Genomic DNA, 22303 nt, shown 5'->3' with positions numbered 1-22303 from the left:
ACTAGAGGTTTCCTGCCGAATAGTAACTTAAAAGGTAGGCTGATATTGAAGGTCCTGAACCAATTTCTCTTTAATGGTATGTCTTTAAAATGAAATGGCATATCTTTAAATGTTTAATTATTATATACGGAGGTATTAATTATGATGAAAGCCGGCTTAGTTACTGATATTTTAGGATACATGCCGTTAGAAGAAATGCTTGATACATGTGCAGACCTAGGATTTGAAGCTCTAGAATTAGGGTGCGGTAATTGGTCTAAGGCGCCACATGTTGATTTAGATGGTTTGCTGGAGAGTGCTGTTAAACGCGAGAAGTTTTTAGATGCTATTAAAAGCAGAGGGCTGGAAATTGCAGCTTTAAACTGTTCAGGAAATCAACTCGAACCAACGGAAGAGGGAGAAGCTCATAAGGCAGTTGTTGAAAAAACATTCCAACTTGCAGGGCTTTTAGGGGTAGAAACAGTTGTTATGATGTCGGGTTGTCCTAGTGGGGGTCCAAATGATGTGACACCGAATTGGATCACACATCCTATTTTACCTCCCCATTTTAAAACTTTAGAATGGCAATGGAATGAAGTAGCCTTTCCATACTGGGAAAAAGCCGTGAAAGTTGCAAAAGAACGTGGCGTCAAAAAAATTGCCATTGAGAATCTTGGTTGTAATCTAGTGCATAATCCAGAAACACTCTTCAAATTAAGAAATGAAGTTGGGGATATGGTTGGCATGAATTTTGACCCAAGTCATCTATTTTGGATGGGTGGAGATCCGATTGCAGCAGTAAGAGCATTAGGAAGTGCAATCTATCATGTCCATGCTAAAGATGTACGGATAGAAAGAGGAGTAAATGATATACATGGACTGATTGACGTGAAACCGATGGAAAGCTTTGCTGATCGTTCATGGAATTATGTAGCACTTGGATATGGACACGATGTTAGTTATTGGAAGGAGTTCTTCACTGTCGTGAAAATGACAGGATATGAGGGACCAGTAGTTCTTGAAATGGAAGATCTAACAATGGAACCGCTCACTGGTGTTAAAAAATCCATGGATATTCTCAAAGAAGCGTTACCTAGAGATTTTAAAAATAAAAGCTCAAACCTTTATTCAGTTGTTAGCCAGTAAATAAAATAAGGAGGCATATATTGTATGGTGTTAAAAATAGGTGTTATCGGTACAGGTGCTATTGGTCAAGATCATATTCGCAGAATCTCCAACACGTTATCGGGAGCTAAAATTGTTGCAGTAACGGATGTGAATGCAGAACAAGCTAACGCTGTTGTTAAAAATGAAAATCTGGATGCAAAGGTTTACGAAAGTGGACATGAAGTTATTAACTCCAACGACGTTGATGCAGTTATTGTAACCTCTTGGGGCCCTACCCATGAAGAATTTGTTTTGGCTTCCATTGCTGCAGGTAAACCGGTTTTCTGTGAAAAACCACTTGCAACAACTGCTGAGGGATGTAAAAGAATCGTTGATGCAGAGCTTGCGCACGGTAAACAGTTAGTGCAAGTAGGATTCATGCGACGTTACGATAAAGGGTATCGCGCATTGAAACGTGTTGTTGATAATGGAAGAATTGGTGAGCCGTTAATGGTGCATTGTGCACACCGAGCTCCTTCAGCTCCAGGTTGCACTGGTGATATGGCACTTACTGATTCTTTTCCTCATGAAATAGATGTTTTACGGTGGTTACTCAATGACGATTATGTTTCTGCCCAGGTAATCCTGCCAAGAAACACACGTTTTGCAGCTGAAGGGGTACAGGATCCACATATCGTCTTACTGGAAACGAAACAAGGAATCCGAATTGACACTGAAATATTTGTAAATTGTCAATACGGATATGATATTCAATGTCAGGTTGTTGGAGAAACAGGTACAGCCAACTTACCCGAGCCATCCAGTGTACTTATGCGAAGTGAAGCAAAGCTTTCAACAGAAATTCTAGTAGATTGGAAAGATCGTTTCATTGATTCTTATGATGTTGAACTGCAAGAATGGATTAATTGTACTGTAAAAGGTGAAATGAATGGACCATCAGCTTGGGATGGTTATGTTGTAGCAGTGACGGCGGATGCTTGTGTGGAAGCTAAGCAGACAGGTCAGATTGTTCCAATTTCTATACCAGAACGTCCGGCATTTTACAGCAAGCAATATGTTTTACAGTAAAGAAAACTTACCGATTGGCGAGCCGTTAGGCGAAGACAGAGGTGTAGTTGCACTTACACTATATTCCTAAAATTTCCGACTACGTCGAATGGGCTTCTAGCTGGAAATTTATGCTTTCTTACAATGTAAAAAATAGAGATCTTATTTAACAGTTATAAGGACAACTGATTACCTTTTTGATTGGAATCAAGTAAGTTAAAGGCTTAATACAGTGCTTTGAAAAACCTATTTCACAAAAAGTGGCTGTTTTATTGGAAATTCAAAACGTTTTCTTCAGTTAATCACCAACTAAAGAAAACGTTTTGAATAGTAACTTTTTATAAATATAAATGATCAACTAAACAACAAACCCTTAAAATTAACTTATATAAATTATTTAATACAAATAATGTAAGCGTATTCTTGATGCGTTAACAGTGGAAGATGTTTGGTTGAAATGAAAACATATAAAGAAAAAAGTAGTTATTCATTTTTTTACAGGAAGAGGAGAGAAATTAACATGAGTAAACATGGAACTCCAAGTTCGTTTTTACGCACGATTATCATAATTTCAACATTTGGCGGGCTTCTTTTCGGATACGATACAGGTGTTATCAATGGCGCTTTGCCTTCTATGTCTAAAGCTCTCGGTCTTAACTCGGTTACTCAAGGTCTTATAGCAAGTTCACTGCTTTTTGGAGCTGCGCTGGGTGCGGTATTCGGTGGTCGGTTATCTGATTATAGTGGTCGCCGGAAAAACATTCTTTATCTCGCGGTATTGTTTTTTATTGCTACAATAGGATGTACTCTTGCTCCAAACGTTACTGTTATGATTATCTTCCGGTTCTTGCTTGGACTTGCTGTGGGAGGTGCATCAGTAACAGTTCCAACTTATTTAGCAGAGATGTCACCCGCAGAGCGCCGTGGTCAAATGGTAACCCAGAATGAATTGATGATTGTTGGCGGACAACTATTAGCTTTCGTTTTTAATGCCATCTTAGGTAACACAATGGCTGATAATGCACATGTTTGGCGCTACATGTTGGCTATTGCAGCACTTCCAGCGGTGTTCCTGTTCTTTGGTATGATCAGAGTACCCGAAAGTCCACGTTGGCTTGTTTCAAAGGGGAGAGATGATGATGCACTTCGTATTCTAAGACAGATACGAGATGAAAACCGAGCTAAATCGGAATTCAATGCGATTAAGGCTGCTTTAGCTGAGGAATCAAAAATGGATAAAGCTACTTTTAAAGATTTATCAGTACCGTGGATACGTCGCATTGTGTTTATCGGAATTGGAGTTGGTGTTGTATCGCAAGTTACGGGTGTTAACTCGATTATGTATTATGGAACTGAAATTCTTAGAGATGCTGGATTTGAGACATCCGCTGCATTGATTGGAAACATCGCCAATGGTGCAATCTCAGTTTTGGCAACTTTAGTCGGTATTTGGCTCCTTGACAAGGCTGGCCGTCGATCAATGATGCTGACTGGATTGACAGGAACTACACTAGTACTTTTGCTCATTGGAATATTTTCATTCGTACTTAAGGGATCTGCCTCACTTCCGTATATTATGCTTGCTCTAACAGTCACATTTCTAGCTTTCATGCAGGGAGCTATTGGGCCAGTATTATGGGTTACACTTTCGGAGATATTCCCTTTGCGGTTGCGCGGATTAGGTATGGGTATTAGCGTGTTTTTCCTCTGGATAACGAATTTCTGTATTGGTCTGTTATTCCCGATATTGCTCGATAAGATTGGCTTGTCCGCAACATTCTTCTCCTTTGCGGTTATTGGATTTGTAGCTATCGCTTTTGTGAAGAAATACTTGCCGGAAACTAAGGGACGCACACTTGAGGAGCTAGAACATTACTTCCGTACCTATGATAATCGAGATAACCAGAACGATTTAAATACGGTTGGGGCTTCAGCAAAGTAAATTGATAATTTAGAACTATTGATTAAGATAAAGACTCTATACTAGAGTGCCATATACTTAGAAGTGTAATCGATTAATTTTGGTTTTTTGCATAAACCAATAAATTAAAGCGATTACACTTTTTTGCTTTTAACAAATAAGGATGTAGCCAAACAGAAAGAACTTTAGGAATGATCTTAAGACTTTGCCTTTAAATAAACAGCAAGAAATAGGTGAGGAAAGGGACGGGGATTAGAATTTGGTTCCTTCTATTATATAGTTTTATTTCAGTACGCGACCTTTATTTTTGGAGGCTGCAAATTTGAACGTAAGAATGCGGGTTATTATAAATAAAGAATACTTCATTGCCAATCTTCATTTCTTTTTGCTAATCAAGTCGTCCAGGGTGGATTTTCCTTTCTTACTTTTCATATAATAGTTTGCACGGAACAGTTGGGGTTATGAGGAAATGTATGAAAGAAAAAAGTATGTAAGGCACTAGTGATGCGGGACTTTAGGCACAAGAAAACGGAGTCTACGCCTTCATGCGTTCAACTCCGTTTTCTTCATCCGTTTCGGGGGTGAGGGTTACGATAATGGCAGTGGTAAGCATGCAGGCAATTACGAAGCATAATGCCAGCATGGGGAAAAAGGGAAATAGCAGTAGCGTTACCAATACAATAAAAATGATCGCAAATGCACCTGCGACATAGGAAAAGACATTCTCCATCGTTTCCTCCTGCTTTTCTCTTATTTTGTACTATGTTATGCTTGTCCAAGGAGAGATAGAAGTAAAAATTTGTTAGGAAGTGTTTGTGTGATTACATTAAAAACAAAACGAGAAATTGCTCTTATGCATGAGGCCGGGAAGCTGCTGGCTGCTTGTCATCAGCAGCTGGCAAAGCTGATTGAGCCTGGTATTACAACAATGGAGCTTGACCGCATAGCAGAGAAGTTTTTGCTTCAGCATGGAGCCAAGCCGGAGCAAAAGGGATATAAGGGCTACCCGTATGCGACGTGTGCCTCTATTAATGATGAAATTTGTCATGGCTTTCCGCGAAAAACACCTTTGCGAGAAGGAGATATCGTGACAATTGATATGGTTGTAAACCTAGGGGGCGCATTGGCGGATTCAGCTTGGTCATACGGAGTCGGCCGTATCTCCCCAGAGGCAGAGGGATTGCTGCAGGTTACAAAGGAAGCCCTATATAAAGGGATTGAACAGGCGGTGGCAGGGAATCGCATTGGGGATATTGGTCATGCGATTCAATCCTATGTGGAACCAAAGGGCTATTCTGTCGTAAGAGATTTTACGGGGCATGGTATTGGTCCAACAATTCATGAAGGGCCCCATATTCCGCATTTTGGTTTACCTGGGAGAGGTGTTCGGTTAAAAGAAGGTATGGTTATTACGATTGAGCCGATGATTAATATTGGTGCATGGCAATCGAAAATGGATGATAATAATTGGACGGCCAGAACAGTAGATGGGTCATTGTCCGCACAATATGAGCATACGATTGCAATAACAGAGGAAGGGCCGCTATTGTTAACAGCTCAAGAGTAAAAGAAAGCCTTCTGTCATGGGGCTGTTGACAAAAGGGGGAAGTGCAAAGCACTTCCTCCTCTTTATGATGTAAGGATCTTTATCATCTGCTTCAGATTTAGAGCCAACGTCAAAAATTGATACCTCATCTAATTCTTTTGAAATAACTTTCACATATGTTTTGGATAGTTAGGGAACTTTATTTATTGAGAAAGGAGGGAAATCATGAAGAAAAAATTATCTTCGCTTTTGTGTACTTTGGTTTTAACTGTAGTAGTTTTTGGTATACCTGTCCATGCTGAAGATTATAACAATAATACAAATAGAGATTATAACAATAATGGGGTTGTAACTCGGAATGTAACTACAACAACAGACGATATCAATAATGATAACGATTTTGATTGGGAGTGGATCGGTTTATTAGGACTAGCGGGCTTGCTTGGCCTTAGAAGAAGAGAAAGAGAAAGAGAAGCTCGTTAATAGGGAACAACGTCACCAAAGATGTTGTTCTTCTATAGAAAACTTGCCAAAAAGGGAGGGGCGCTTTGCGCTCCCCCTTTTTTTCAACAGCCTTATAAGGAAAGGCCCTTCTTACTTACAACTGTTTTGTTTTTTGTAAGATATAAGTTTCGAGTGCATGTGCTACACCATGCTCTTCATTGGAGAGGGTGACAGCATCACATAAATCCTTTACTTCCTGTTCTGCGTTGCCCATTGCAATAGAAAGGCCAGCTGCCTGCATCATTGGAACATCATTAAAATTATCACCGATTGCAACGGTATGTTCCATCGGGATACCGAAGTGTTTAGCCATTGCTCGTAAGCCATTCCCTTTATGAGCGTTTTGATTCATTACTTCTAGATTTGTCGGTGCAGAGGCAGTAATGCCAATTTCTTCTACTGTTTGTAGATGCTCTAGAAGCTGTGTTCGTACTTGATCATCCAATGTTAAAATGAAAAACTTTTCTACCTGCAACTCATCGGATGAAAAAAGGGTGGATATGTTGTCAAAAGAACGAATGACATTAGCTTGCAACTGCTGCTCAGTTACTTTCTGTAAATCTTTTATTGTAAAGTTATAAGATTGTGAGCCAGCCGCTTGCCATGTACGCATTACATTTTCGTTCCAATTGGTTGGTACATAAATCCCTTGATTTGTGTACACTTTATACGGAAAACCTTCTGCTTCAAGGTGCAGCGCTGTCTGCAGTACGATTGCTTTGTTTATATAGGAAGCTTGGAGCAATGTGTCGTTTACATATACAACAGCTCCATTGCTTGTCCCAAGAGGAAGGGATAGGTTATAGCGCTGTAACAGCCCTGAAAGATCATCCTTTGCCCGTCCAGAGCAAATCATTACGATATGCCCCTCCTGCTGAGCTTGTTGAATAGCATTCATGTTGCGTTCCGAAATTTGTAAATCGTGAGATAGCAAGGTGCCATCCATATCAATAGCTATTAGTTTCATAGTAATCACTCCTTACTTACCTATCATACATGATAGTTTTTGAGATAGTAACTATTCCTTTGTAAATTGTTTCTATTGTATGCGTTATCTTTTGTAAAATGTTTTACTAAGCTTGTGGGAAATTACGGTAAGTTGGAGAAACGCAAGCCAAGTGCATCATCAGGAAGAGGGAACCGATAAGGGCGGATGCTCATATACTGACGTAGGTGGATGACTAGGTCGAAATGTAAAATCAATTGCTCCCTTTGAAACAGTTGCTATCTATTTTCCTAAAAAGTGCTACAATAGAAAGATGAAAAAAATGATTAAGGTGGTTTTTGTATGAAAATCAAGTTAGGTTTGTTATATGGAGGCAAATCTGCAGAGCATCAAGTTTCGCTGCAAACGGCTCTTGCTGTTACGAAAGCGCTGGATACAGAAAAGTTCGAGGTATATCCTATTTATATTACAGAGCAGGGAGCTTGGATCAAGGGCGAGCGTTTACAAGGGGAAGTTGAAGACGTAAATGTTCTCAAAATGGAAGGTACAGGTCAGAAGGTATCTCCATTCTCATTGAGTCGTGAGCTTGCACCGTCTTCTGCGGAGGAAGATACAGTTGATGTTGTGTTTCCGTTGCTTCATGGTCCAAATGGAGAAGATGGTACAGTACAAGGCTTGTTAGAGCTTTTAAATATCCCTTATGTTGGAAATGGTGTATTAGCTTCTGCAGCTGGTATGGATAAGGTTGTGATGAAGAATATTTTTGCGCAGGCAGGTCTTCCGCAAGCGAATTATGTTTCATTCATTCGCAGTGAATGGGAAAAGGAGCGCGATGCCGTTTACATCAAGGTTGAGGAAGCTTTAGGCTATCCATGCTTTGTAAAGCCGGCTAACTTAGGGTCTAGCGTAGGGATTAGCAAGTGTAAAAATCGCGAGGAGCTAGAGGCTGCGTTTGAAGAAGCATTTCAATTTGACCGGAAGATTATTATTGAAGAAAATATTACAGGCCGCGAAATCGAAATTGGCGTACTTGGTAACGATGACCCACAATGCTCTGTTGTTGGGGAGATTGCACCGAAGAAGGAATTTTACGATTATAAGGCAAAATATATAGATGGCGATACAGCTCTTATGATTCCAGCAGAGGTAACGCAGGAGGAATATGAGACAATCCGAGAATATGCAATTCAAGCTTTTAAGGCACTTGACGGAGCAGGCCTGACGAGAGCAGATTTCTTCTTAACGAAGGAAGGAAACGTATATATCAATGAAGTAAATACAATGCCAGGCTTTACTCCGTTCAGCATGTTCCCTCTTCTTTGGCAGCAATCCGGCATGTCTTATCCGGAGCTGATTGAAAGGCTTGTACAGCTGGCAATTGAACGGTATGAAGAAAAGCAAAAAATTAAATATACTATTTAAAAACAAGGAAGCCCTGCTCGCAGTGCTTCCTTTCTGTAAGGAGAGTTTTTATGATTGGAAGATCGTTATCTCAGGTTCAGCAAATGGTAAACGGAAATGGTTTAGATGCAAAATGGGAAGATGTACGTATCCAGGGAGTGTCTATTGATTCGCGTAAAATAAGCGGCGGTAATTTATATATCCCCATTCAAGGTGAACGCTTTGATGGGCATGCTTTTGCGCAGTCTGCGTTAGAGAATGGTGCAGCTGCACTTCTTTGGCAGCAGGATGTACAGAACCCCCCTGATAATGTACCGGTTATTTTTGTTGATGATACATTAGCAGCGTTGCAGCAGCTAGCAAGAAGCTATCGGGATCAATTGGATGTCAAAATCATTGGGGTGACAGGAAGCAACGGGAAAACATCGGCAAAGGATATCGTTACGAGTTTATTGAGTACGAAATTTAAGGTGCAAAAAACAGAAGGTAACTTCAATAACCATATCGGTCTCCCTCTTACGATTTTGCGTCTAAAAGAGGACACTGAGATGGCTGTGCTTGAGATGGGCATGTCGGCACGCGGTGAAATTGAATTTCTATCTAAATTGGCTCGTCCGAACGCTGCTATTATTACAAACATTGGAGAATCACACTTAATGGAGTTGGGCTCACGTGCTGGCATTGCGGAGGCAAAGCTAGAAATTGTGCTCGGCTTGCAGGAGGGCGGCTTGCTTGTCTATAACGGTGATGAACCGCTGCTCACATCAAGAGTGAATGAAATGATAGATTTACCAGTAACCAAAGCAGCCTTTGGTAATCAAAAAGTGAATGATTACTATCCAACTTCTATCGCTCTAGATGCAACAGGTACGACGTTTACAATCAATCATGCCCCAGCCCTGTCCTTTTTTCTGCCTGTGCTCGGCAAGCATAATGTATACAATGCACTAGCATGTATGGCAATTGCGGAATTTTTCGGTGTAACATGGGAAGAGATGAAGCAAGGGTTAGCGCAGTTGCAGTTGACGGGCATGCGTATGGAGGTTATCAAGACGGACAATGGCTTGACGGTTATTAATGATGCCTATAATGCAAGCCCGACATCGATGAGAGCAGCGCTGTTGCTGATGGATGAGCTGCAAGGCTTTTCTCATAAAATTGCTGTTCTTGGTGATATGCTAGAACTTGGTAATCAAGAGGTGGAGTTTCACTATGAAATTGGTCAAAGCATTAACCCCGCTCGTATTGATTACGTATTTACGTATGGTAATTTAGGGAGGCATATTGCAAAGGGAGCGGCTGAACACCTTGGCAGTCATCGTGTGAAGGCTTATGATGATAAAGAAGCTTTGGTGAAAGACTTAAAAGAGCTTGTGGGTGCGAAGGATGTTGTGTTAGTGAAGGCATCTCGCGGCATGCGACTTGAAGAAGTGATTGCGGGGCTGCGATAGGACAGGAAGCAGCAAGACTCGGCTAGAGTCTTGCTGTTTTTGAGTCCTGTTTCGGGGAGTATTAAAAAAATGTAAGTGCAACTATATTTCTGTCTTCGCCCAAGAACAGGGCTCACCAATCGGCGAGTTTTCTTTACACTTGTCAGAGTATAAATTTCCAGCTAGAGGCGAATTCGACGTAGTCGGAAACTTTAGCGGAAAAGTGTAAGTGCAACTACGCCTTTGTCTTCGCTCAAGAGCAGGGCTCGCCAGTCGGCGAGTTTTCTTTACACTTGTCAGAGTATAAATTTCCAGCTAGAGGCGAATTCGACGTAGTCGGAAATTTTAGCGGAAAAGTGTAAGTGCAACTACGCCTCTGTCTTCGCCCAAGGGCAGGGCTCGCCAGTCGGCGAGTTTTCTTTATAAGCATGATATACTTTCTTTGGTATATACATAAAGAGAGGATATTGTGAGTATGATATAAGCATCTGTACGTATAAAAATGGGAATCTGTCTAATGAAATAGCCATTTCTCAATAGATCATGTACTTGTTCTTTGTTTTAGTGTGTAAAAAGAATATAGTGGATGGATTATAAATATGAAACGGGACAATACTTAGTAAAGAGGCTACCTGAGATTATTCAGGGACTGAAAAGCAGATTAATATGCCCTTATTCGAAATAATGGAAGAAGGAGTTTGCTTTTTCCAACGGCAAAACTTATAATGGGTAAAGTACATGAGAGTTCGTATTTTCCAATATTTAATTTATAAATGGAGTTTGCCCGTTATCATAAGTGAAAAGTTCGACTTTGGGAAATATCAGCTAAGGGCATTTTCTGCGGCGCGGGGAATGTCTTTTTTTCAGTAGACAGCAATACGAAAGAGAAAAGGAGAAGTAAACATTGACAACATTTAGAGAATTAGGATTAAGTGAACAACTGCTCAAATCCGTAGAAAAAATGGGTTTTGAAGAAGCGACGCCAATTCAGGCAGAAACAATCCCAACAGCGCTTGAAGGGTCAGACATTATCGGTCAGGCACAAACAGGAACAGGAAAGACAGCGGCTTTTGGATTACCGCTCTTAGATAAAATCGATACAAGATCTGATACAATTCAAGGGATTGTTATTGCCCCTACACGTGAACTTGCAATTCAAGTATCTGAAGAGTTATACAAAATCGGCTACCATAAGCGCGTAAGAATTTTACCGATTTATGGTGGGCAGGATATTAACCGCCAAATTCGCTCTTTAAAGAAACACCCTCATATTATCGTCGGAACGCCGGGACGTATTTTAGATCATATTAACCGCAAAACACTTCGTTTACAAAATATTGAAACGGTTGTCCTAGATGAAGCGGATGAAATGCTGAACATGGGCTTTATTGAAGATATTGAGTCTATCTTAAGTGATGTTCCAGAAGAGCATCAAACATTATTGTTCTCTGCCACAATGCCAGAGCCAATTCGCCGCATTGCTGAGCGCTTCATGAAAGAGCCTAAAATTATTAAAGTTAAGTCAAAAGAAGTAACAATGCCAAACATTCAGCAGTTCTATCTAGAAGTGCAAGAGAAGAAGAAATTTGATATTTTAACTCGTTTACTGGATATTCAATCTCCAGAATTAGCTATTATTTTTGGCCGCACGAAGCGCCGCGTAGATGAATTATCTGAGGCACTAAACCTGCGTGGATATGCTGCTGAAGGAATTCATGGTGACTTGTCTCAAGCTAAGCGCCTTTCTGTCTTGAAGAAGTTTAAGGAAGGTTCCATTGAAGTGCTTGTAGCAACTGATGTAGCTGCTCGCGGCTTAGACATTTCAGGCGTTACACATGTATACAACTTTGATATTCCGCAAGATCCAGAATCATATGTACACCGCATTGGCCGTACAGGACGCGCTGGAAAAACAGGAATTGCGATGCTGTTTGTAACGCCGCGTGAATTCGGACAGCTGAAAAATATCGAACGTACAACAAACCGTAAGATTGACCGTATGACTCCACCGACATTAGACGAAGCGTTAGAAGGACAGCAACGTTTGATTGCCGAGAAGCTGGCGAGCGTGTTAGAAACGGAAAATCTGTCTTACTACAAACGTATGGCTGAAGAACTGTTAGAAGAAAATGATTCTGTAGCAGTAGTAGCTGCTGCGTTAAAGCTTATGACAAAAGAGCCAGATACAACGCCGGTTCAATTAACTGATGAGCCACCAGTCGTTTCAAAAGATAGAAACCGTGGCAGAGGCGGAGATCGTAACCGAGGCGGTGGAGATCGTAACCGAGGCGGTGGAGATCGCAATAGAGGCGGAGACCGTGGCGGAGATCGTGGAGCAAGAAACCGTAAAGGCGGCCCTCGCAAGGATTTTTCAAGAGACCGTAATGACGGACGTGGCGGAGACGGACGCAGCCGTAAAGCGCCTGTAGCAAAGCAATTGTAAGATAGAATATGTTGAAGGAAGCCCATACGATTCGTGTGGGCTTCTTGCTTTTTCTTACACTGTAAGAAGGTGTAAATTTCCAGCTAGAAGCGAATTCGACGGAGTCGGAAATTTGAGGAATACAGTGTAAGTGCAACTACGCCTCTGTCTTCGCTCAAGGGCAGGGCTCGCCAATCGGCGAGTTTTCTTTATATTTTGGGGGAATACTACATACACGCTACTAGGAAAAGAGGAATTGTATGCTCGTACGACTTGGTTATGTAGCTATGAGTGTTCATCTTCAAAATGCCTCGCCGTCTCAAACGATGACATTTGCACAATTTCAGCGTTTGAAGGATCGGGATGCAGCGATCCGGAAGCTTGAACGGATTGCAAGCTCGAATTTAGAGAATTGTTTACGGCTGTTAAAGCATAATTCTGGTCATGATATCGCGTTTTTTCGCTTTAGCTCGAAGCTTATTCCATTAGCTAATCACGAGGAACTGCCAGGTTGGGATTACATCTTACCGCTAAAGGACAAGTTGCTTGCGCTAGCATCTTATATCAAGGAGCATAATATGCGTGTTGATTTTCATCCAGATCATTTTGTTGTGCTGAATTCTCCTGGTGAAGATATTTTAAAGCAATCCTTAAAGACATTGCGTATGCATTACCGGCTTTTAAGAGGAATGCGTGTTGATCCGAAGCATCGCTGTGTTCTTCATGTAGGCGGCGGATACTCTGATAAAGAGATGGCGCTAGAGCAATTTATTATGAACTGGGGCGATGTTCCAAGGGGAATACAGGACATGATTATGCTTGAAAATGATGATACAACATTTACTCTTCATGAGACATTGTATCTTGGGGAAAAGCTCGCTGTTCCGGTAGTTTTTGATTATCACCATCACCTTACCAATGATGGTAGCTTGGATTGGCGTGAGGATTGGCCTCGGGTTGTTGAGACATGGAAGCATTCTGCATTGCCAATTAAGATGCATATCTCAAGTCCGCGTGACGAAAGGGATCCGCGTGCTCATGCCGATTATATTGACCCTGCCATGTTTTTAACGTTTTTACGTGAAATAAAGGGAAGTGTTTCGCAGGTCGACTGTATGATTGAAGCAAAGCAAAAGGATGAGGCTTTGTTTCAGCTTATGCAGGATATGCAAAAACAGAATGATATTGAAATAGTAGATGGGGCCAGCTTTTATATCAAATAGAGCTAGCCCCATTCTTTTGTAAAAAACGGCGACAGAATTCCTCCGGAGAGTAGCCCACCTAAATGAGCAGCAATGTTTACCGAATTTTCCAGGAAGGTCATAGAAACTAAGAACAGAAGCAGCAGAATGAATACAGTCAAATGTTGTTTTGTATAATGCCGCTTTTGCAGATAGAAAAGATACAGCTGCATTCCTAGCAAGCCAAAAATGGCGCCGGATGCTCCTACATGTATAAAGGATAGAGGCATGAGAAAATAGGTAGCTATATTACCGCAAATTCCTGTAAAAAGAAACAGGAAACAGAATCGCAATTTGCCAAGCTGAGGCTCAAGATATGCTCCCAGTAGCAATAAACTTAGACAATTGGAAAGCAAATGAGAAAAATCTGTATGAAGGAACACAGGTGTTAGGAATCGCCACCATTCCCCCGCGGCTATACAAGAGTTACAGCCGGTCCCAAGCGGAATCAGCAGACGGGAAAAGCACCAAGTCATTATCTGTATTGCTAGTATGGTGACAGTGACGAGAGGAAGACGAATCGGCAAATAACGGGACTGTACAATCAAATCAAATTCCAACCTCCTTTTGTACAAAGCTGTTGGTCTCTGCTATTCTACAGTATGAATGGAAAAAGAGAATTAGAAGAAGGAAGGTACAACCATGGTTATCGGAACGGGAATCGATATTATTGAACTGGACCGAATTGCAAAGCTGATAGAGGCACAGCCAAAGTTTTTGGATCGGATTTTAACGGGACGGGAGCGAGAGAAGGCAGAGCAGCTGCGTGGTCAGAGGAGGACGGAGTTTGTTGCAGGACGGTTTGCTGCTAAGGAGGCGTATGCGAAAGCGGTTGGAACTGGATTTGGCAGGGACCTTAGTTTTTTAGATATTGAAGTTGATAATGATGAGCGAGGAAAACCAGTGTTACATGCTGCTTCTCCCTATACAATTCATGTATCCATTAGTCACAGTAAACAATTTGCTGTGGCGCAGGTGATTATCGAAAGCCCGTCAAGCTAGTCTGCATATTCCCTATTCTTGTCTCATATATTTGAGTAGCGGCAGGGGAGGCATAGCCTTCCAGTTACTTATGAGACAAAGGGGTTGAGGGAATGAGAAAACAGCTGTTACCATTACTGCTTGGACTTTTGCTGATTGTTGCTTTGGCTGGCTGTGGACAGAAAACCAAGGAGGATGTTATCTCAGATTTAAAAGCAAAGGTAGAGAATATGAAGGGCTATCGGGCGGAGGCGGAGCTATCAATCAAAACTGGTACAGAGCCGCAGGTATATAGTGTGGAGATTTGGCACAGCAAGCCTTCGTATTATCGCGTGAATCTAAAGAATGCGAAAAAGGATCAAAGCCAAATTATTTTGCGTAACGATGAAGGTGTGTTTGTATTAACGCCTGCTTTAAACAAAAGCTTCCGTTTTCAAAGCGATTGGCCGCAAAATAGCAGTCAGGCTTACTTATTCGAGTCACTTGTTCGAGATGTGTTAAAAGACAAAGATGCAGTATTTAAAAGCACAGATAAAGCCTACGTGTTTGAAACAAAAACAAATTATCAAAATAATAATGTGATTCCAAAGCAAGAGATTACCTTCAGCAAAAAGGACTTAGCACCTGTTTCAGTCAAATTGATGGATCCTGATCAAAATGTACTTGTGCAGGTGGATTTTTCAAATGTAAAGTTTGATGCAAAATTTGATAAGGGTGCATTTGATACGAAACGCAATATGTCTAGTGCACAAATGGAGGTACCAACAACAGCGGAACAGGATAAACCATTCTCTGTCCTATATCCAAGCGATGTACCGCAAGGAATGGAACGTAAAGAAGAAAAAGAACTGCAAACCTCCAGCGGTAAGCGTGTTATTGTCACGTACAATGGCAATAAAAAGTCCTTTACTTTAATTCAGGAAAAAGCACGAGTATCTGCAACTGGCACGGCTATTTCTGTAAGTGGCGAGCCAGTAGATTTAGGCTTTACTGTAGGAGCATTGACGGAGGATTCCGTAACATGGTCGTATAATGGGGTGGATTATATGCTTGCAGCCAAAGGCTTGACGCAGGAAGAGCTCCTTATGGTGGCGCGTTCCGTCTATGAAAAGTCATCGAAATAGAGAAGAAAAAACGCGGCAGGGTAACTTGCCGCGCTTTTTTGAAGGAGTTTATCCTAGACAAGCTATTGTATCCAAGACAAAAAAGGAAACAACCATCATCCTATTTTACACTGTAAGAAAGTATAAATTTCTAGCAGGAAGCCCATTCGACGTAGTGAGAAATTTTAGGAATACAGTATAAGTGCAACTACGCCTTTGTCTTCCCCAAAGGCAGGGCTCGCCAATCGGCGAGTTTTCTTTATAAATATTTCTGTATACCAAAATAAAAATCCTTTCCTTTTTTGTCAGCAATATCATTGACAACCGCTGTGCAGCAGGTCGATAATCAAGGAGGAATTACAAATGCAAAAAAACGTGAATATATAAGAATAAGCATCGCATATCGTATAAGGGAAGTGTTCTTTAAATGAAAGGGTCAATGTTTTACCGCGATACATGGGTAGAGGTAAATTTGGATGCTATATATACCAATGTAGCCAACGCCAAGCATCATGTAGGGGAAGGAACTGAAGTTATCGCGGCTGTTAAGGCAAATGCCTACGGTCATGGCTACGTACCTGTAGCGAAGACGGCTTTGGAGGCGGGAGCAAGTCGGCTTGCGGTTGCATTTTTGGATGAGGCGCTTTTATTACGAAAGGAAGGCATTACAGCCCCAATTCTTGTATTAGGAGCTTCACGCCCCGAAGATGCGGCAATTGCAGCCGAGTATAACATTGCTTTAACGGTATTTCGTTCTGAATGGCTAGAGCAGGTGAAGCAAGGGAAGGATTTTGCTAGTCCGCTCTCTTTACATTTTAAGTTTGACACCGGCATGGGGCGCCTCGGTATTCAAACGGAGGAAGAATTGGCAAGCTGTCTCGGTGCTATCGAAGATTCACCTTTCTTTTTCCTGGAAGGGGCATATACACATTTTGCAACAGCAGATAGTGTGGATGTTTCCTATTTTGAAGGGCAGTATGCACGATTTTTACAGCAGTTGGAATGGATGAAGGAGCGCGATGTGCATCCACCGCTTATACATTGCGCAAACAGTGCGGCAAGCTTACGTTTTTCGCAGTGTATTTTCAATACAGTCCGCATCGGGATTGCTATGTACGGTTTGACACCATCTCCGGAAATTAATCATCTTCTTCCTTATCCGTTACAGGAAGCTTTTTCCCTGCACAGTAAAATTACGCATGTGAAGCAAGTGAAAATAGGGAGTGGCATTAGTTATGGTGCAACCTATAAAGCTAAGGAGAAGGAATGGATTGCAACTGTACCAGTCGGGTATGCAGATGGTTGGATTCGAAAAATGCAAGGATTTGAGGTTCTTGCGGATGGGCATCGTGTTCCGATCGTTGGTCGTGTTTGTATGGATCAATTTATGGTTCGCCTTCCACATGAGCTGCCTGTCGGTACAAAGATTACACTGCTCGGCAAACAAAATAGAGAATGTGTTAGCATTGACGATGCAGCTGCGCACGCAGAGACGATTAACTACGAGATTCCGTGTCTGATTAGCTTTCGAGTCCCGCGTGTCTATATAAAAAACGGTGCAGTATTCCAGACAGATAATATATTAGTCGACTCAGAAAAGTTTTAGAGCGGTGAATGTTTTTCATTTTAGATGGAAAACATAAGCAAGGAATCAGGAAGTCTTTGCAACAGAGCCCATACAATGGTATTATGAAAATAGGTGTCAATATATATCGGTGTGTGTAGTTGATGGTGGAGGTGTATTTTTGTGTCCGAATCGAGTGTAACTACTACAGAAATAGTTGTTCGTCTGCCGAAACAAATGGTAAATGAGCTAGATGGAATCGGAAAGCAAGAGAATAGAAATCGTAATGATTTAATTTGTCAAGCAACTCAATTATTATTGCGTCAACATAAGACAAAGAAACGCTATCAGCATGAGTCTATGAGACGTGGATATATTGAGATGGGTAAGATTAATCTGGGCATCGCATCTGAAGCTTTCTTAGCAGAATACGAAGCAGAGCATACAGTAGAACGCTTAGTTAGCGGGGGGTAATCCTTTGATTGTAAAGCGCGGCGACGTGTATTTTGCAGATCTTTCCCCGGTTGTTGGTTCTGAGCAAGGTGGCGTTCGTCCTGTTCTTGTTATCCAAAACGACATCGGGAACCGATTTAGCCCTACTGTCATTGTAGCAGCCATTACAGCACAAATTCAGAAAGCAAAGCTGCCGACTCATGTAGAAATTGATGCGAAGAGATACGGATTCGAGAGAGACTCCGTCATTTTGCTTGAACAAATCCGGACGATCGATAAGCAACGTTTAACGGATAAAATTACTCATTTGGATGAGGAAATGATGGACCGTGTGGACGAAGCGGTACAGATTAGTTTAGGACTGATAGATTTTTAAACCATCACGAAGCTGCTCTCTTATTGGAGCAGCTTTTTTCATGAGTGTATTATTGTAGGAAATAAGTAGGTTATATACAATTTGTTGAATGGGAGGCGTGTTTTTTGCAAGCAGAAGCAGTAGAAGGGCGTAACGTATTCATCACAGATATTTCAAAGGAGCTTGGGGTTGCAAGGAAGTATGTGGCCAGCGTTATCAATCTGACTGAAGAAGGCAATACGGTGCCATTCATTGCTCGTTATCGTAAGGAGATGACGGGGTCTTTAGACGAAGTGCAAATCCGTACCATCTTGGAGAAATGGCAGTATATCGTAAACTTGGAAGCAAGGAAAGCGGAAGTTCTTCGTCTGATTGAGGAAAAAGGAAAGCTGACCGACGAGCTTCGCCGCAATATTGAAGCGGCGACAAAGCTGCAGGAGGTAGAAGATCTATACCGTCCGTATAAGGAAAAAAGACGAACAAAAGCAGCGATTGCAAAGGAGAAGGGGTTAGAGCCATTAGCTAATTGGCTGCTGTCTTTTCCGGTGCATGGTGATGTTCTAGCGAGAGCACGGGAATATATCGACGTGGAGAAGGCTGTGCAAACAGAGGAAGAGGCACTGCAGGGCGCAAAGGATATTATTGCCGAGCAAATCTCTGATGAGGCGTCCTACCGAAAATGGATTCGTGATGCTACGTTTCGAAATGGAAGCATTTCTTCTTCGGTTAAGGATGAAGAAAAAGACGATAAAAAGGTATATGAGATGTATTATAGCTACACAGAGCCCATTCAAAAAATTGTTCCTCACCGTATCTTGGCAATGAATCGTGGTGAGAGTGAAGGGATTTTAAAGATAGCCGTGATGCCCCCGGGTGAAGAGAGTGTGCAGTATTTATATAAGCGTACGGTAAAATCCCCTGCTTCACCAGCAGCACAATACGTGGCAGAGGCGGCAGAGGATGCTTATAAGCGCCTTATCGAACCTTCCATTGAAAGAGAGATTCGCAAGGAGTTAACAGAGCGGGCTGAGGAGCAGGCGATTCATATTTTCTCGGAGAACCTTCGTAATTTGCTGCTGCAGCCACCTATGAAAGGAAAGGTTGTTCTCGGTGTAGACCCAGCATATCGCACAGGGTGCAAACTTGCCGTTGTGGATGAGACCGGAAAGGTCATGCAAATAGGAGTGATTTACCCGCATCCACCGAAGGCAAAACCAGCGGAAGCAAGAGAAGCCTTCATTTCAATTTTACATACATATAATATTGAAGTTGTTGCAATCGGAAATGGTACAGCATCCCGTGAGACGGAACAATTTGTAGCTGATATTTTAAAAGCAATGGACCGGGATATTTTCTATATTATCGTCAATGAAGCTGGAGCAAGTGTCTACTCGGCTTCTGATGTAGCACGTGAGGAATTCCCTGAATTACAAGTGGAAGAGCGCAGTGCAGTCTCCATTGCCCGCCGTCTTCAAGATCCTTTGGCCGAACTGGTGAAAATTGATCCAAAATCGGTAGGTGTCGGGCAGTACCAGCACGATGTGTCTCAAAAGCGTTTAAGTGAGTCGCTGACATTTGTTGTGGAAACAGCGGTCAACCAGGTAGGGGTAAATGTGAATACAGCCTCTATTTCTCTTTTACAATATGTATCAGGTCTGACAAAGACGGTAGCTAAAAATATTGTAAAGCAGCGTGAAGAGAGCGGGAAATTTACAGGTCGCTCCCAGTTGAAAAAAATTCCACGCTTAGGGGCAAAAACATATGAACAGTGCATTGGATTCTTGCGTGTTTTGGAAGGCGACAATGCCCTAGACAAGACAAGCATTCATCCTGAGCGTTATGATGATGTTACAAATCTACTGGAGCAGCTTGGATTTACAGTAAATGATTTAGGCGAGCCTCAATTGAAGCAAGCTCTAGAGGAAGTAAATGTATCCGAGCTGTCAGAGAAAACGGGTATAGGAGAACCGACTTTACGTGATATTATTGATGCCCTCATTCGTCCAGAACGTGACTTGCGGGAGGAGTTTCAAAAGCCGCTTTTAAAGAAAGACGTTCTTCAATTAGAGGATTTAAAACGCGGTATGGAGTTAGAAGGAACTGTACGCAATGTAGTGGACTTTGGAGCATTTATTGATATCGGTGTAAAACAGGATGGGCTTGTTCATATCTCTAAACTGAAAAAGGGTTTTGTTAAGCACCCTCTTGATGTTGTTTCGGTTGGGCAAATCGTCAAGGTATGGGTGGATGGTGTAGATATGAAAAAAGGACGTGTTTCTTTGTCTATGCTGCCGCTGTCGGAATAAAACAATCGAGGGAGTGAACGAGGAACACTCCCTTGATTAACGTTGGAGTTTTTTGTAGAAAAACCAACACTCATTTAATACTCTAATTTGATAACGGTTTTTTTCAAAATAGGCGCGGCGAATTTGATTTTGCAGCCAAGTCGGCATGAATATCCCTCCTCTAAATGTAAGATAGGGCGGATATATGAAAAGTATATGCGCGGGACGAAGAGAGGGTGTTAAATAAATGAAGGAAGAAGAATTACAACATCTTGTGGAGGAGGTATCCCTCCAATACTTCAAGCTTCCATTTTGTCATAAGGCATTGTTTAATAAGCGTCTTCGTACAACTGGCGGAAGGTATTTGCTGCAAAGTCATCATATTGAGCTAAGTTATAATTATTACGAAGCGTTCGGGAAAGAGGAGCTTATTGAAGTGATTAAGCATGAGCTTTGCCATTATCATTTGCATTTAGCAGGCAAGGGGTATAAACACCGAGATGCTGATTTTCGCAGGCTGTTGGCAGAAGTTGGAGCGCCACGCTTTTGTAAAACGATTCCGGGTGCAGCCTCGAGGAGAAGGCTTTCGTCATATATGTATGAATGTACATCATGTGGGCTTCAATATGCACGAAAAAGAAGAGTCGATACAAATCGGTATCGATGTGGAAAATGCAAAGGTAAGCTAGCTGAGATCAAAAAATGTGTTGACACTTAAGTTTCGATAAAGTATTATTATAAACGTGTCACAACGAAAGTGATCAAAAAATAAATTGAATTATTTGTTGACATTTTATATTGAAAAATATAAAATATAAGAAGTCTCAATAAGACGATGGTTTTTATCGTTATCGAGATGCGTTTCATTATTCCGCAATAGCTCAGCGGTAGAGCAATCGGCTGTTAACCGATAGGTCGTAGGTTCGAATCCTACTTGCGGAGCCAAATAGAGAAGTACCCAAGTGGCTCAAGGGGCTCCCCTGCTAAGGGAGTAGGTCGGGTAACCGGCGCGAGGGTTCGAATCCCTTCTTCTCTGCCAGATGGCCCGTTGGTCAAGCGGTTAAGACACCGCCCTTTCACGGCGGTAACACGGGTTCGAATCCCGTACGGGTCACCAACATTATGGAGGATTAGCTCAGCTGGGAGAGCATCTGCCTTACAAGCAGAGGGTCGGCGGTTCGAGCCCGTCATCCTCCACCATATCTGGTTCCGTGGTGTAGTGGTTAACATGCCTGCCTGTCACGCAGGAGATCGCGGGTTCGATCCCCGTCGGGACCGCCACTAAAACTTCTAGTGAATAGAAGTTGTTTTTTATGGATGTATAACATAAAGTTTCATCGATGGGCTATAGCCAAGCGGTAAGGCAACGGACTTTGACTCCGTCATTCGTTGGTTCGAATCCAGCTAGCCCAGCCATCATGAGCCATTAGCTCAGTCGGTAGAGCATCTGACTTTTAATCAGAGGGTCGAAGGTTCGAGTCCTTCATGGCTCACATTTTGCGGGTGTGGCGGAATTGGCAGACGCACCAGACTTAGGATCTGGCGCCTTTGGCGTGGGGGTTCGAGTCCCTTCACCCGCACCATTTTATTTAGACGCGGTCGTGGCGGAATAGGTAGACGCACCATCTTGAGGGGGTGGCGGGCATTGCTCGTGCGAGTTCGAGTCTCGCCGACCGCACCAAAAAAAACTTGCATTAATAAATTGAATATGTTATTATGTAAAAGTCGCCTTCGAAAGAAGTGTGAATGACTGTATAAAACGTGCGCCCGTAGCTCAATTGGATAGAGCGTCTGACTACGGATCAGAAGGTTATGGGTTCGAGTCCTTTCGGGCGCGTTTGAACGGGAAGTGGCTCAGCTTGGTAGAGCACCTGGTTTGGGACCAGGGGGTCGCAGGTTCAAATCCTGTCTTCCCGATATGCGGGTGTAGTTTAATGGTAGAACTTCAGCCTTCCAAGCTGATAGCGTGGGTTCGATTCCCATCACCCGCTCCAAAT

At 42.2% G+C, this 22303-nt stretch carries 20 protein-coding genes and 12 tRNA genes; 28 read left to right on the top strand and 4 right to left on the bottom strand.

What is annotated here, in order from left to right:
- The first annotated feature begins 144 nt into the window (after positions 1-144).
- The 3 genes from AAHB12_RS27645 (at position 145) to AAHB12_RS27635 (ending at position 4096) form a co-directional block, all read left to right on the top strand.
- Positions 145-1125, top strand: a complete 981-nt coding sequence (locus AAHB12_RS27645; protein ID WP_342048419.1) for a sugar phosphate isomerase/epimerase family protein — start codon at positions 145-147, stop codon at positions 1123-1125.
- Between the two features lie 24 nt (positions 1126-1149).
- Positions 1150-2175, top strand: a complete 1026-nt coding sequence (locus AAHB12_RS27640; protein ID WP_342048414.1) for a Gfo/Idh/MocA family protein — start codon at positions 1150-1152, stop codon at positions 2173-2175.
- Between the two features lie 499 nt (positions 2176-2674).
- A complete protein-coding gene (locus AAHB12_RS27635; RefSeq protein ID WP_342048413.1) occupies positions 2675-4096 on the top strand; it encodes a sugar porter family MFS transporter in 1422 nt (473 codons plus the stop codon).
- 514 nt (positions 4097-4610) lie between these two features.
- Here AAHB12_RS27635 and AAHB12_RS27630 read toward each other — a convergent pair.
- Positions 4611-4805 carry a hypothetical protein gene (locus tag AAHB12_RS27630; RefSeq protein WP_129731395.1) on the bottom strand — a complete coding sequence of 65 codons (195 nt, stop codon included), beginning with the start codon at positions 4803-4805 and terminating at the stop codon, positions 4611-4613.
- Positions 4806-4892: 87 nt separating this feature from the next.
- On the opposite strand from AAHB12_RS27630, the gene map reads away from it, so the two are divergent.
- Together map and AAHB12_RS27620 are read left to right on the top strand one after the other, a co-directional pair.
- Entirely contained in the window at positions 4893-5642 is a 750-nt protein-coding gene (gene map / locus AAHB12_RS27625; protein WP_129731397.1) for a type I methionyl aminopeptidase, read from the top strand.
- Positions 5643-5846: 204 nt separating this feature from the next.
- Positions 5847-6104, top strand: coding sequence for a WGxxGxxG family protein (locus tag AAHB12_RS27620; protein ID WP_129731399.1), 258 nt, complete (start codon positions 5847-5849; stop codon positions 6102-6104).
- A gap of 115 nt (positions 6105-6219) precedes the next feature.
- Here the strand turns inward: AAHB12_RS27620 and AAHB12_RS27615 are convergent, their stop codons facing one another.
- On the bottom strand, positions 6220-7092 hold the full coding sequence (locus tag AAHB12_RS27615; protein WP_342048412.1) for a Cof-type HAD-IIB family hydrolase: 873 nt from the start codon (positions 7090-7092) through the stop codon (positions 6220-6222).
- A gap of 321 nt (positions 7093-7413) precedes the next feature.
- Here AAHB12_RS27615 and AAHB12_RS27610 point away from each other — a divergent pair, with 321 nt between their 5' ends.
- The 4 genes from AAHB12_RS27610 to uvsE all read left to right on the top strand — a co-directional run bounded on the left by AAHB12_RS27610 (position 7414) and on the right by uvsE (position 13547).
- Positions 7414-8493: a D-alanine--D-alanine ligase gene (locus tag AAHB12_RS27610; protein WP_129731403.1), complete on the top strand. Its 1080-nt coding sequence runs from the start codon at positions 7414-7416 to the stop codon at positions 8491-8493.
- A gap of 50 nt (positions 8494-8543) precedes the next feature.
- Positions 8544-9923, top strand: coding sequence for a UDP-N-acetylmuramoyl-tripeptide--D-alanyl-D-alanine ligase (locus tag AAHB12_RS27605; protein ID WP_342048411.1), 1380 nt, complete (start codon positions 8544-8546; stop codon positions 9921-9923).
- An 883-nt stretch (positions 9924-10806) separates the two neighbouring features.
- The gene (locus AAHB12_RS27600; RefSeq protein ID WP_342048410.1) at positions 10807-12345 is read left to right on the top strand and encodes a DEAD/DEAH box helicase; all 1539 of its coding nucleotides are present in this window, start codon (positions 10807-10809) and stop codon (positions 12343-12345) included.
- A gap of 239 nt (positions 12346-12584) precedes the next feature.
- Positions 12585-13547, top strand: coding sequence for a UV DNA damage repair endonuclease UvsE (uvsE, locus tag AAHB12_RS27595; protein WP_342048409.1), 963 nt, complete (start codon positions 12585-12587; stop codon positions 13545-13547).
- Between the two features lie 2 nt (positions 13548-13549).
- On the opposite strand, the gene AAHB12_RS27590 is transcribed toward uvsE, so the two are convergent.
- On the bottom strand, positions 13550-14125 hold the full coding sequence (locus AAHB12_RS27590; protein WP_342048408.1) for a rhomboid family intramembrane serine protease: 576 nt from the start codon (positions 14123-14125) through the stop codon (positions 13550-13552).
- Positions 14126-14207: 82 nt separating this feature from the next.
- Between AAHB12_RS27590 and acpS the strand changes: the two genes are divergently transcribed.
- The 6 genes from acpS (at position 14208) to AAHB12_RS27560 (ending at position 20327) form a co-directional block, all read left to right on the top strand.
- Positions 14208-14567: a holo-ACP synthase gene (gene acpS, locus AAHB12_RS27585; protein WP_342048407.1), complete on the top strand. Its 360-nt coding sequence runs from the start codon at positions 14208-14210 to the stop codon at positions 14565-14567.
- Between the two features lie 209 nt (positions 14568-14776).
- A complete protein-coding gene (locus AAHB12_RS27580) occupies positions 14777-15670 on the top strand; it encodes a LolA family protein (RefSeq protein WP_446715625.1) in 894 nt (297 codons plus the stop codon).
- Positions 15671-16076: 406 nt separating this feature from the next.
- Positions 16077-17255 carry an alanine racemase gene (gene alr, locus AAHB12_RS27575; RefSeq protein WP_342048405.1) on the top strand — a complete coding sequence of 393 codons (1179 nt, stop codon included), beginning with the start codon at positions 16077-16079 and terminating at the stop codon, positions 17253-17255.
- Positions 17256-17396: 141 nt separating this feature from the next.
- A complete protein-coding gene (locus tag AAHB12_RS27570; protein WP_129731419.1) occupies positions 17397-17687 on the top strand; it encodes a CopG family ribbon-helix-helix protein in 291 nt (96 codons plus the stop codon).
- 4 nt (positions 17688-17691) lie between these two features.
- Complete coding sequence (gene ndoA, locus AAHB12_RS27565; RefSeq protein WP_129731421.1) at positions 17692-18042, top strand: type II toxin-antitoxin system endoribonuclease NdoA; 351 nt, start codon at positions 17692-17694, stop codon at positions 18040-18042.
- A 104-nt stretch (positions 18043-18146) separates the two neighbouring features.
- The gene (locus AAHB12_RS27560) at positions 18147-20327 is read left to right on the top strand and encodes a Tex family protein (RefSeq protein ID WP_446715624.1); all 2181 of its coding nucleotides are present in this window, start codon (positions 18147-18149) and stop codon (positions 20325-20327) included.
- 36 nt (positions 20328-20363) lie between these two features.
- Here the strand turns inward: AAHB12_RS27560 and cmpA are convergent, their stop codons facing one another.
- Positions 20364-20474 (bottom strand): cortex morphogenetic protein CmpA, encoded by a 111-nt coding sequence (gene cmpA / locus AAHB12_RS27555; RefSeq protein WP_129731423.1) that lies wholly within the window; start codon positions 20472-20474, stop codon positions 20364-20366.
- Between the two features lie 79 nt (positions 20475-20553).
- Here cmpA and AAHB12_RS27550 point away from each other — a divergent pair, with 79 nt between their 5' ends.
- From AAHB12_RS27550 to AAHB12_RS27490, 13 genes are all read left to right on the top strand, one after another.
- The gene (locus tag AAHB12_RS27550) at positions 20554-21024 is read left to right on the top strand and encodes a SprT family protein (RefSeq protein ID WP_342048404.1); all 471 of its coding nucleotides are present in this window, start codon (positions 20554-20556) and stop codon (positions 21022-21024) included.
- 152 nt (positions 21025-21176) lie between these two features.
- Positions 21177-21251, top strand: a tRNA-Asn gene (locus tag AAHB12_RS27545).
- Positions 21252-21254: 3 nt separating this feature from the next.
- A tRNA-Ser gene (locus AAHB12_RS27540) sits at positions 21255-21345 on the top strand.
- A 3-nt stretch (positions 21346-21348) separates the two neighbouring features.
- Positions 21349-21423, top strand: a tRNA-Glu gene (locus AAHB12_RS27535).
- A gap of 7 nt (positions 21424-21430) precedes the next feature.
- A tRNA-Val gene (locus tag AAHB12_RS27530) sits at positions 21431-21506 on the top strand.
- A gap of 5 nt (positions 21507-21511) precedes the next feature.
- Positions 21512-21587 (top strand) — tRNA-Asp (locus AAHB12_RS27525).
- Positions 21588-21647: 60 nt separating this feature from the next.
- A tRNA-Gln gene (locus tag AAHB12_RS27520) sits at positions 21648-21722 on the top strand.
- Between the two features lie 4 nt (positions 21723-21726).
- A tRNA-Lys gene (locus AAHB12_RS27515) sits at positions 21727-21799 on the top strand.
- Positions 21800-21805: 6 nt separating this feature from the next.
- A tRNA-Leu gene (locus AAHB12_RS27510) sits at positions 21806-21889 on the top strand.
- Between the two features lie 12 nt (positions 21890-21901).
- Positions 21902-21987: transfer RNA gene (locus tag AAHB12_RS27505), tRNA-Leu, on the top strand.
- A gap of 82 nt (positions 21988-22069) precedes the next feature.
- A tRNA-Arg gene (locus tag AAHB12_RS27500) sits at positions 22070-22143 on the top strand.
- A gap of 6 nt (positions 22144-22149) precedes the next feature.
- Positions 22150-22223, top strand: a tRNA-Pro gene (locus AAHB12_RS27495).
- A gap of 3 nt (positions 22224-22226) precedes the next feature.
- A tRNA-Gly gene (locus AAHB12_RS27490) sits at positions 22227-22300 on the top strand.
- The last annotated feature ends 3 nt before the right edge of the window (positions 22301-22303 follow it).

The sequence above is a fragment of the Bacillus sp. OTU530 genome (genome assembly GCF_038440375.1).
Note: the sequence above shows the minus strand (reverse complement) of the source record. Positions and strands in the feature narration are given on the sequence as shown.

Coding starts and splice junctions, on each gene's coding strand:
- AAHB12_RS27635 (WP_342048413.1), top strand. CDS start 2,675: ATGAGTAAACATGGAACTCCAAGTTCGTTTTTACGCACGATTATCATA.
- uvsE (WP_342048409.1), top strand. CDS start 12,585: ATGCTCGTACGACTTGGTTATGTAGCTATGAGTGTTCATCTTCAAAAT.
- cmpA (WP_129731423.1), bottom strand. CDS start 20,474: ATGCCGACTTGGCTGCAAAATCAAATTCGCCGCGCCTATTTTGAAAAA.
- AAHB12_RS27550 (WP_342048404.1), top strand. CDS start 20,554: ATGAAGGAAGAAGAATTACAACATCTTGTGGAGGAGGTATCCCTCCAA.
- AAHB12_RS27640 (WP_342048414.1), top strand. CDS start 1,150: ATGGTGTTAAAAATAGGTGTTATCGGTACAGGTGCTATTGGTCAAGAT.
- AAHB12_RS27580 (WP_446715625.1), top strand. CDS start 14,777: ATGAAGGGCTATCGGGCGGAGGCGGAGCTATCAATCAAAACTGGTACA.
- AAHB12_RS27615 (WP_342048412.1), bottom strand. CDS start 7,092: ATGAAACTAATAGCTATTGATATGGATGGCACCTTGCTATCTCACGAT.
- AAHB12_RS27630 (WP_129731395.1), bottom strand. CDS start 4,805: ATGGAGAATGTCTTTTCCTATGTCGCAGGTGCATTTGCGATCATTTTT.
- AAHB12_RS27610 (WP_129731403.1), top strand. CDS start 7,414: ATGAAAATCAAGTTAGGTTTGTTATATGGAGGCAAATCTGCAGAGCAT.
- alr (WP_342048405.1), top strand. CDS start 16,077: ATGAAAGGGTCAATGTTTTACCGCGATACATGGGTAGAGGTAAATTTG.
- AAHB12_RS27620 (WP_129731399.1), top strand. CDS start 5,847: ATGAAGAAAAAATTATCTTCGCTTTTGTGTACTTTGGTTTTAACTGTA.
- acpS (WP_342048407.1), top strand. CDS start 14,208: ATGGTTATCGGAACGGGAATCGATATTATTGAACTGGACCGAATTGCA.
- AAHB12_RS27645 (WP_342048419.1), top strand. CDS start 145: ATGAAAGCCGGCTTAGTTACTGATATTTTAGGATACATGCCGTTAGAA.
- AAHB12_RS27605 (WP_342048411.1), top strand. CDS start 8,544: ATGATTGGAAGATCGTTATCTCAGGTTCAGCAAATGGTAAACGGAAAT.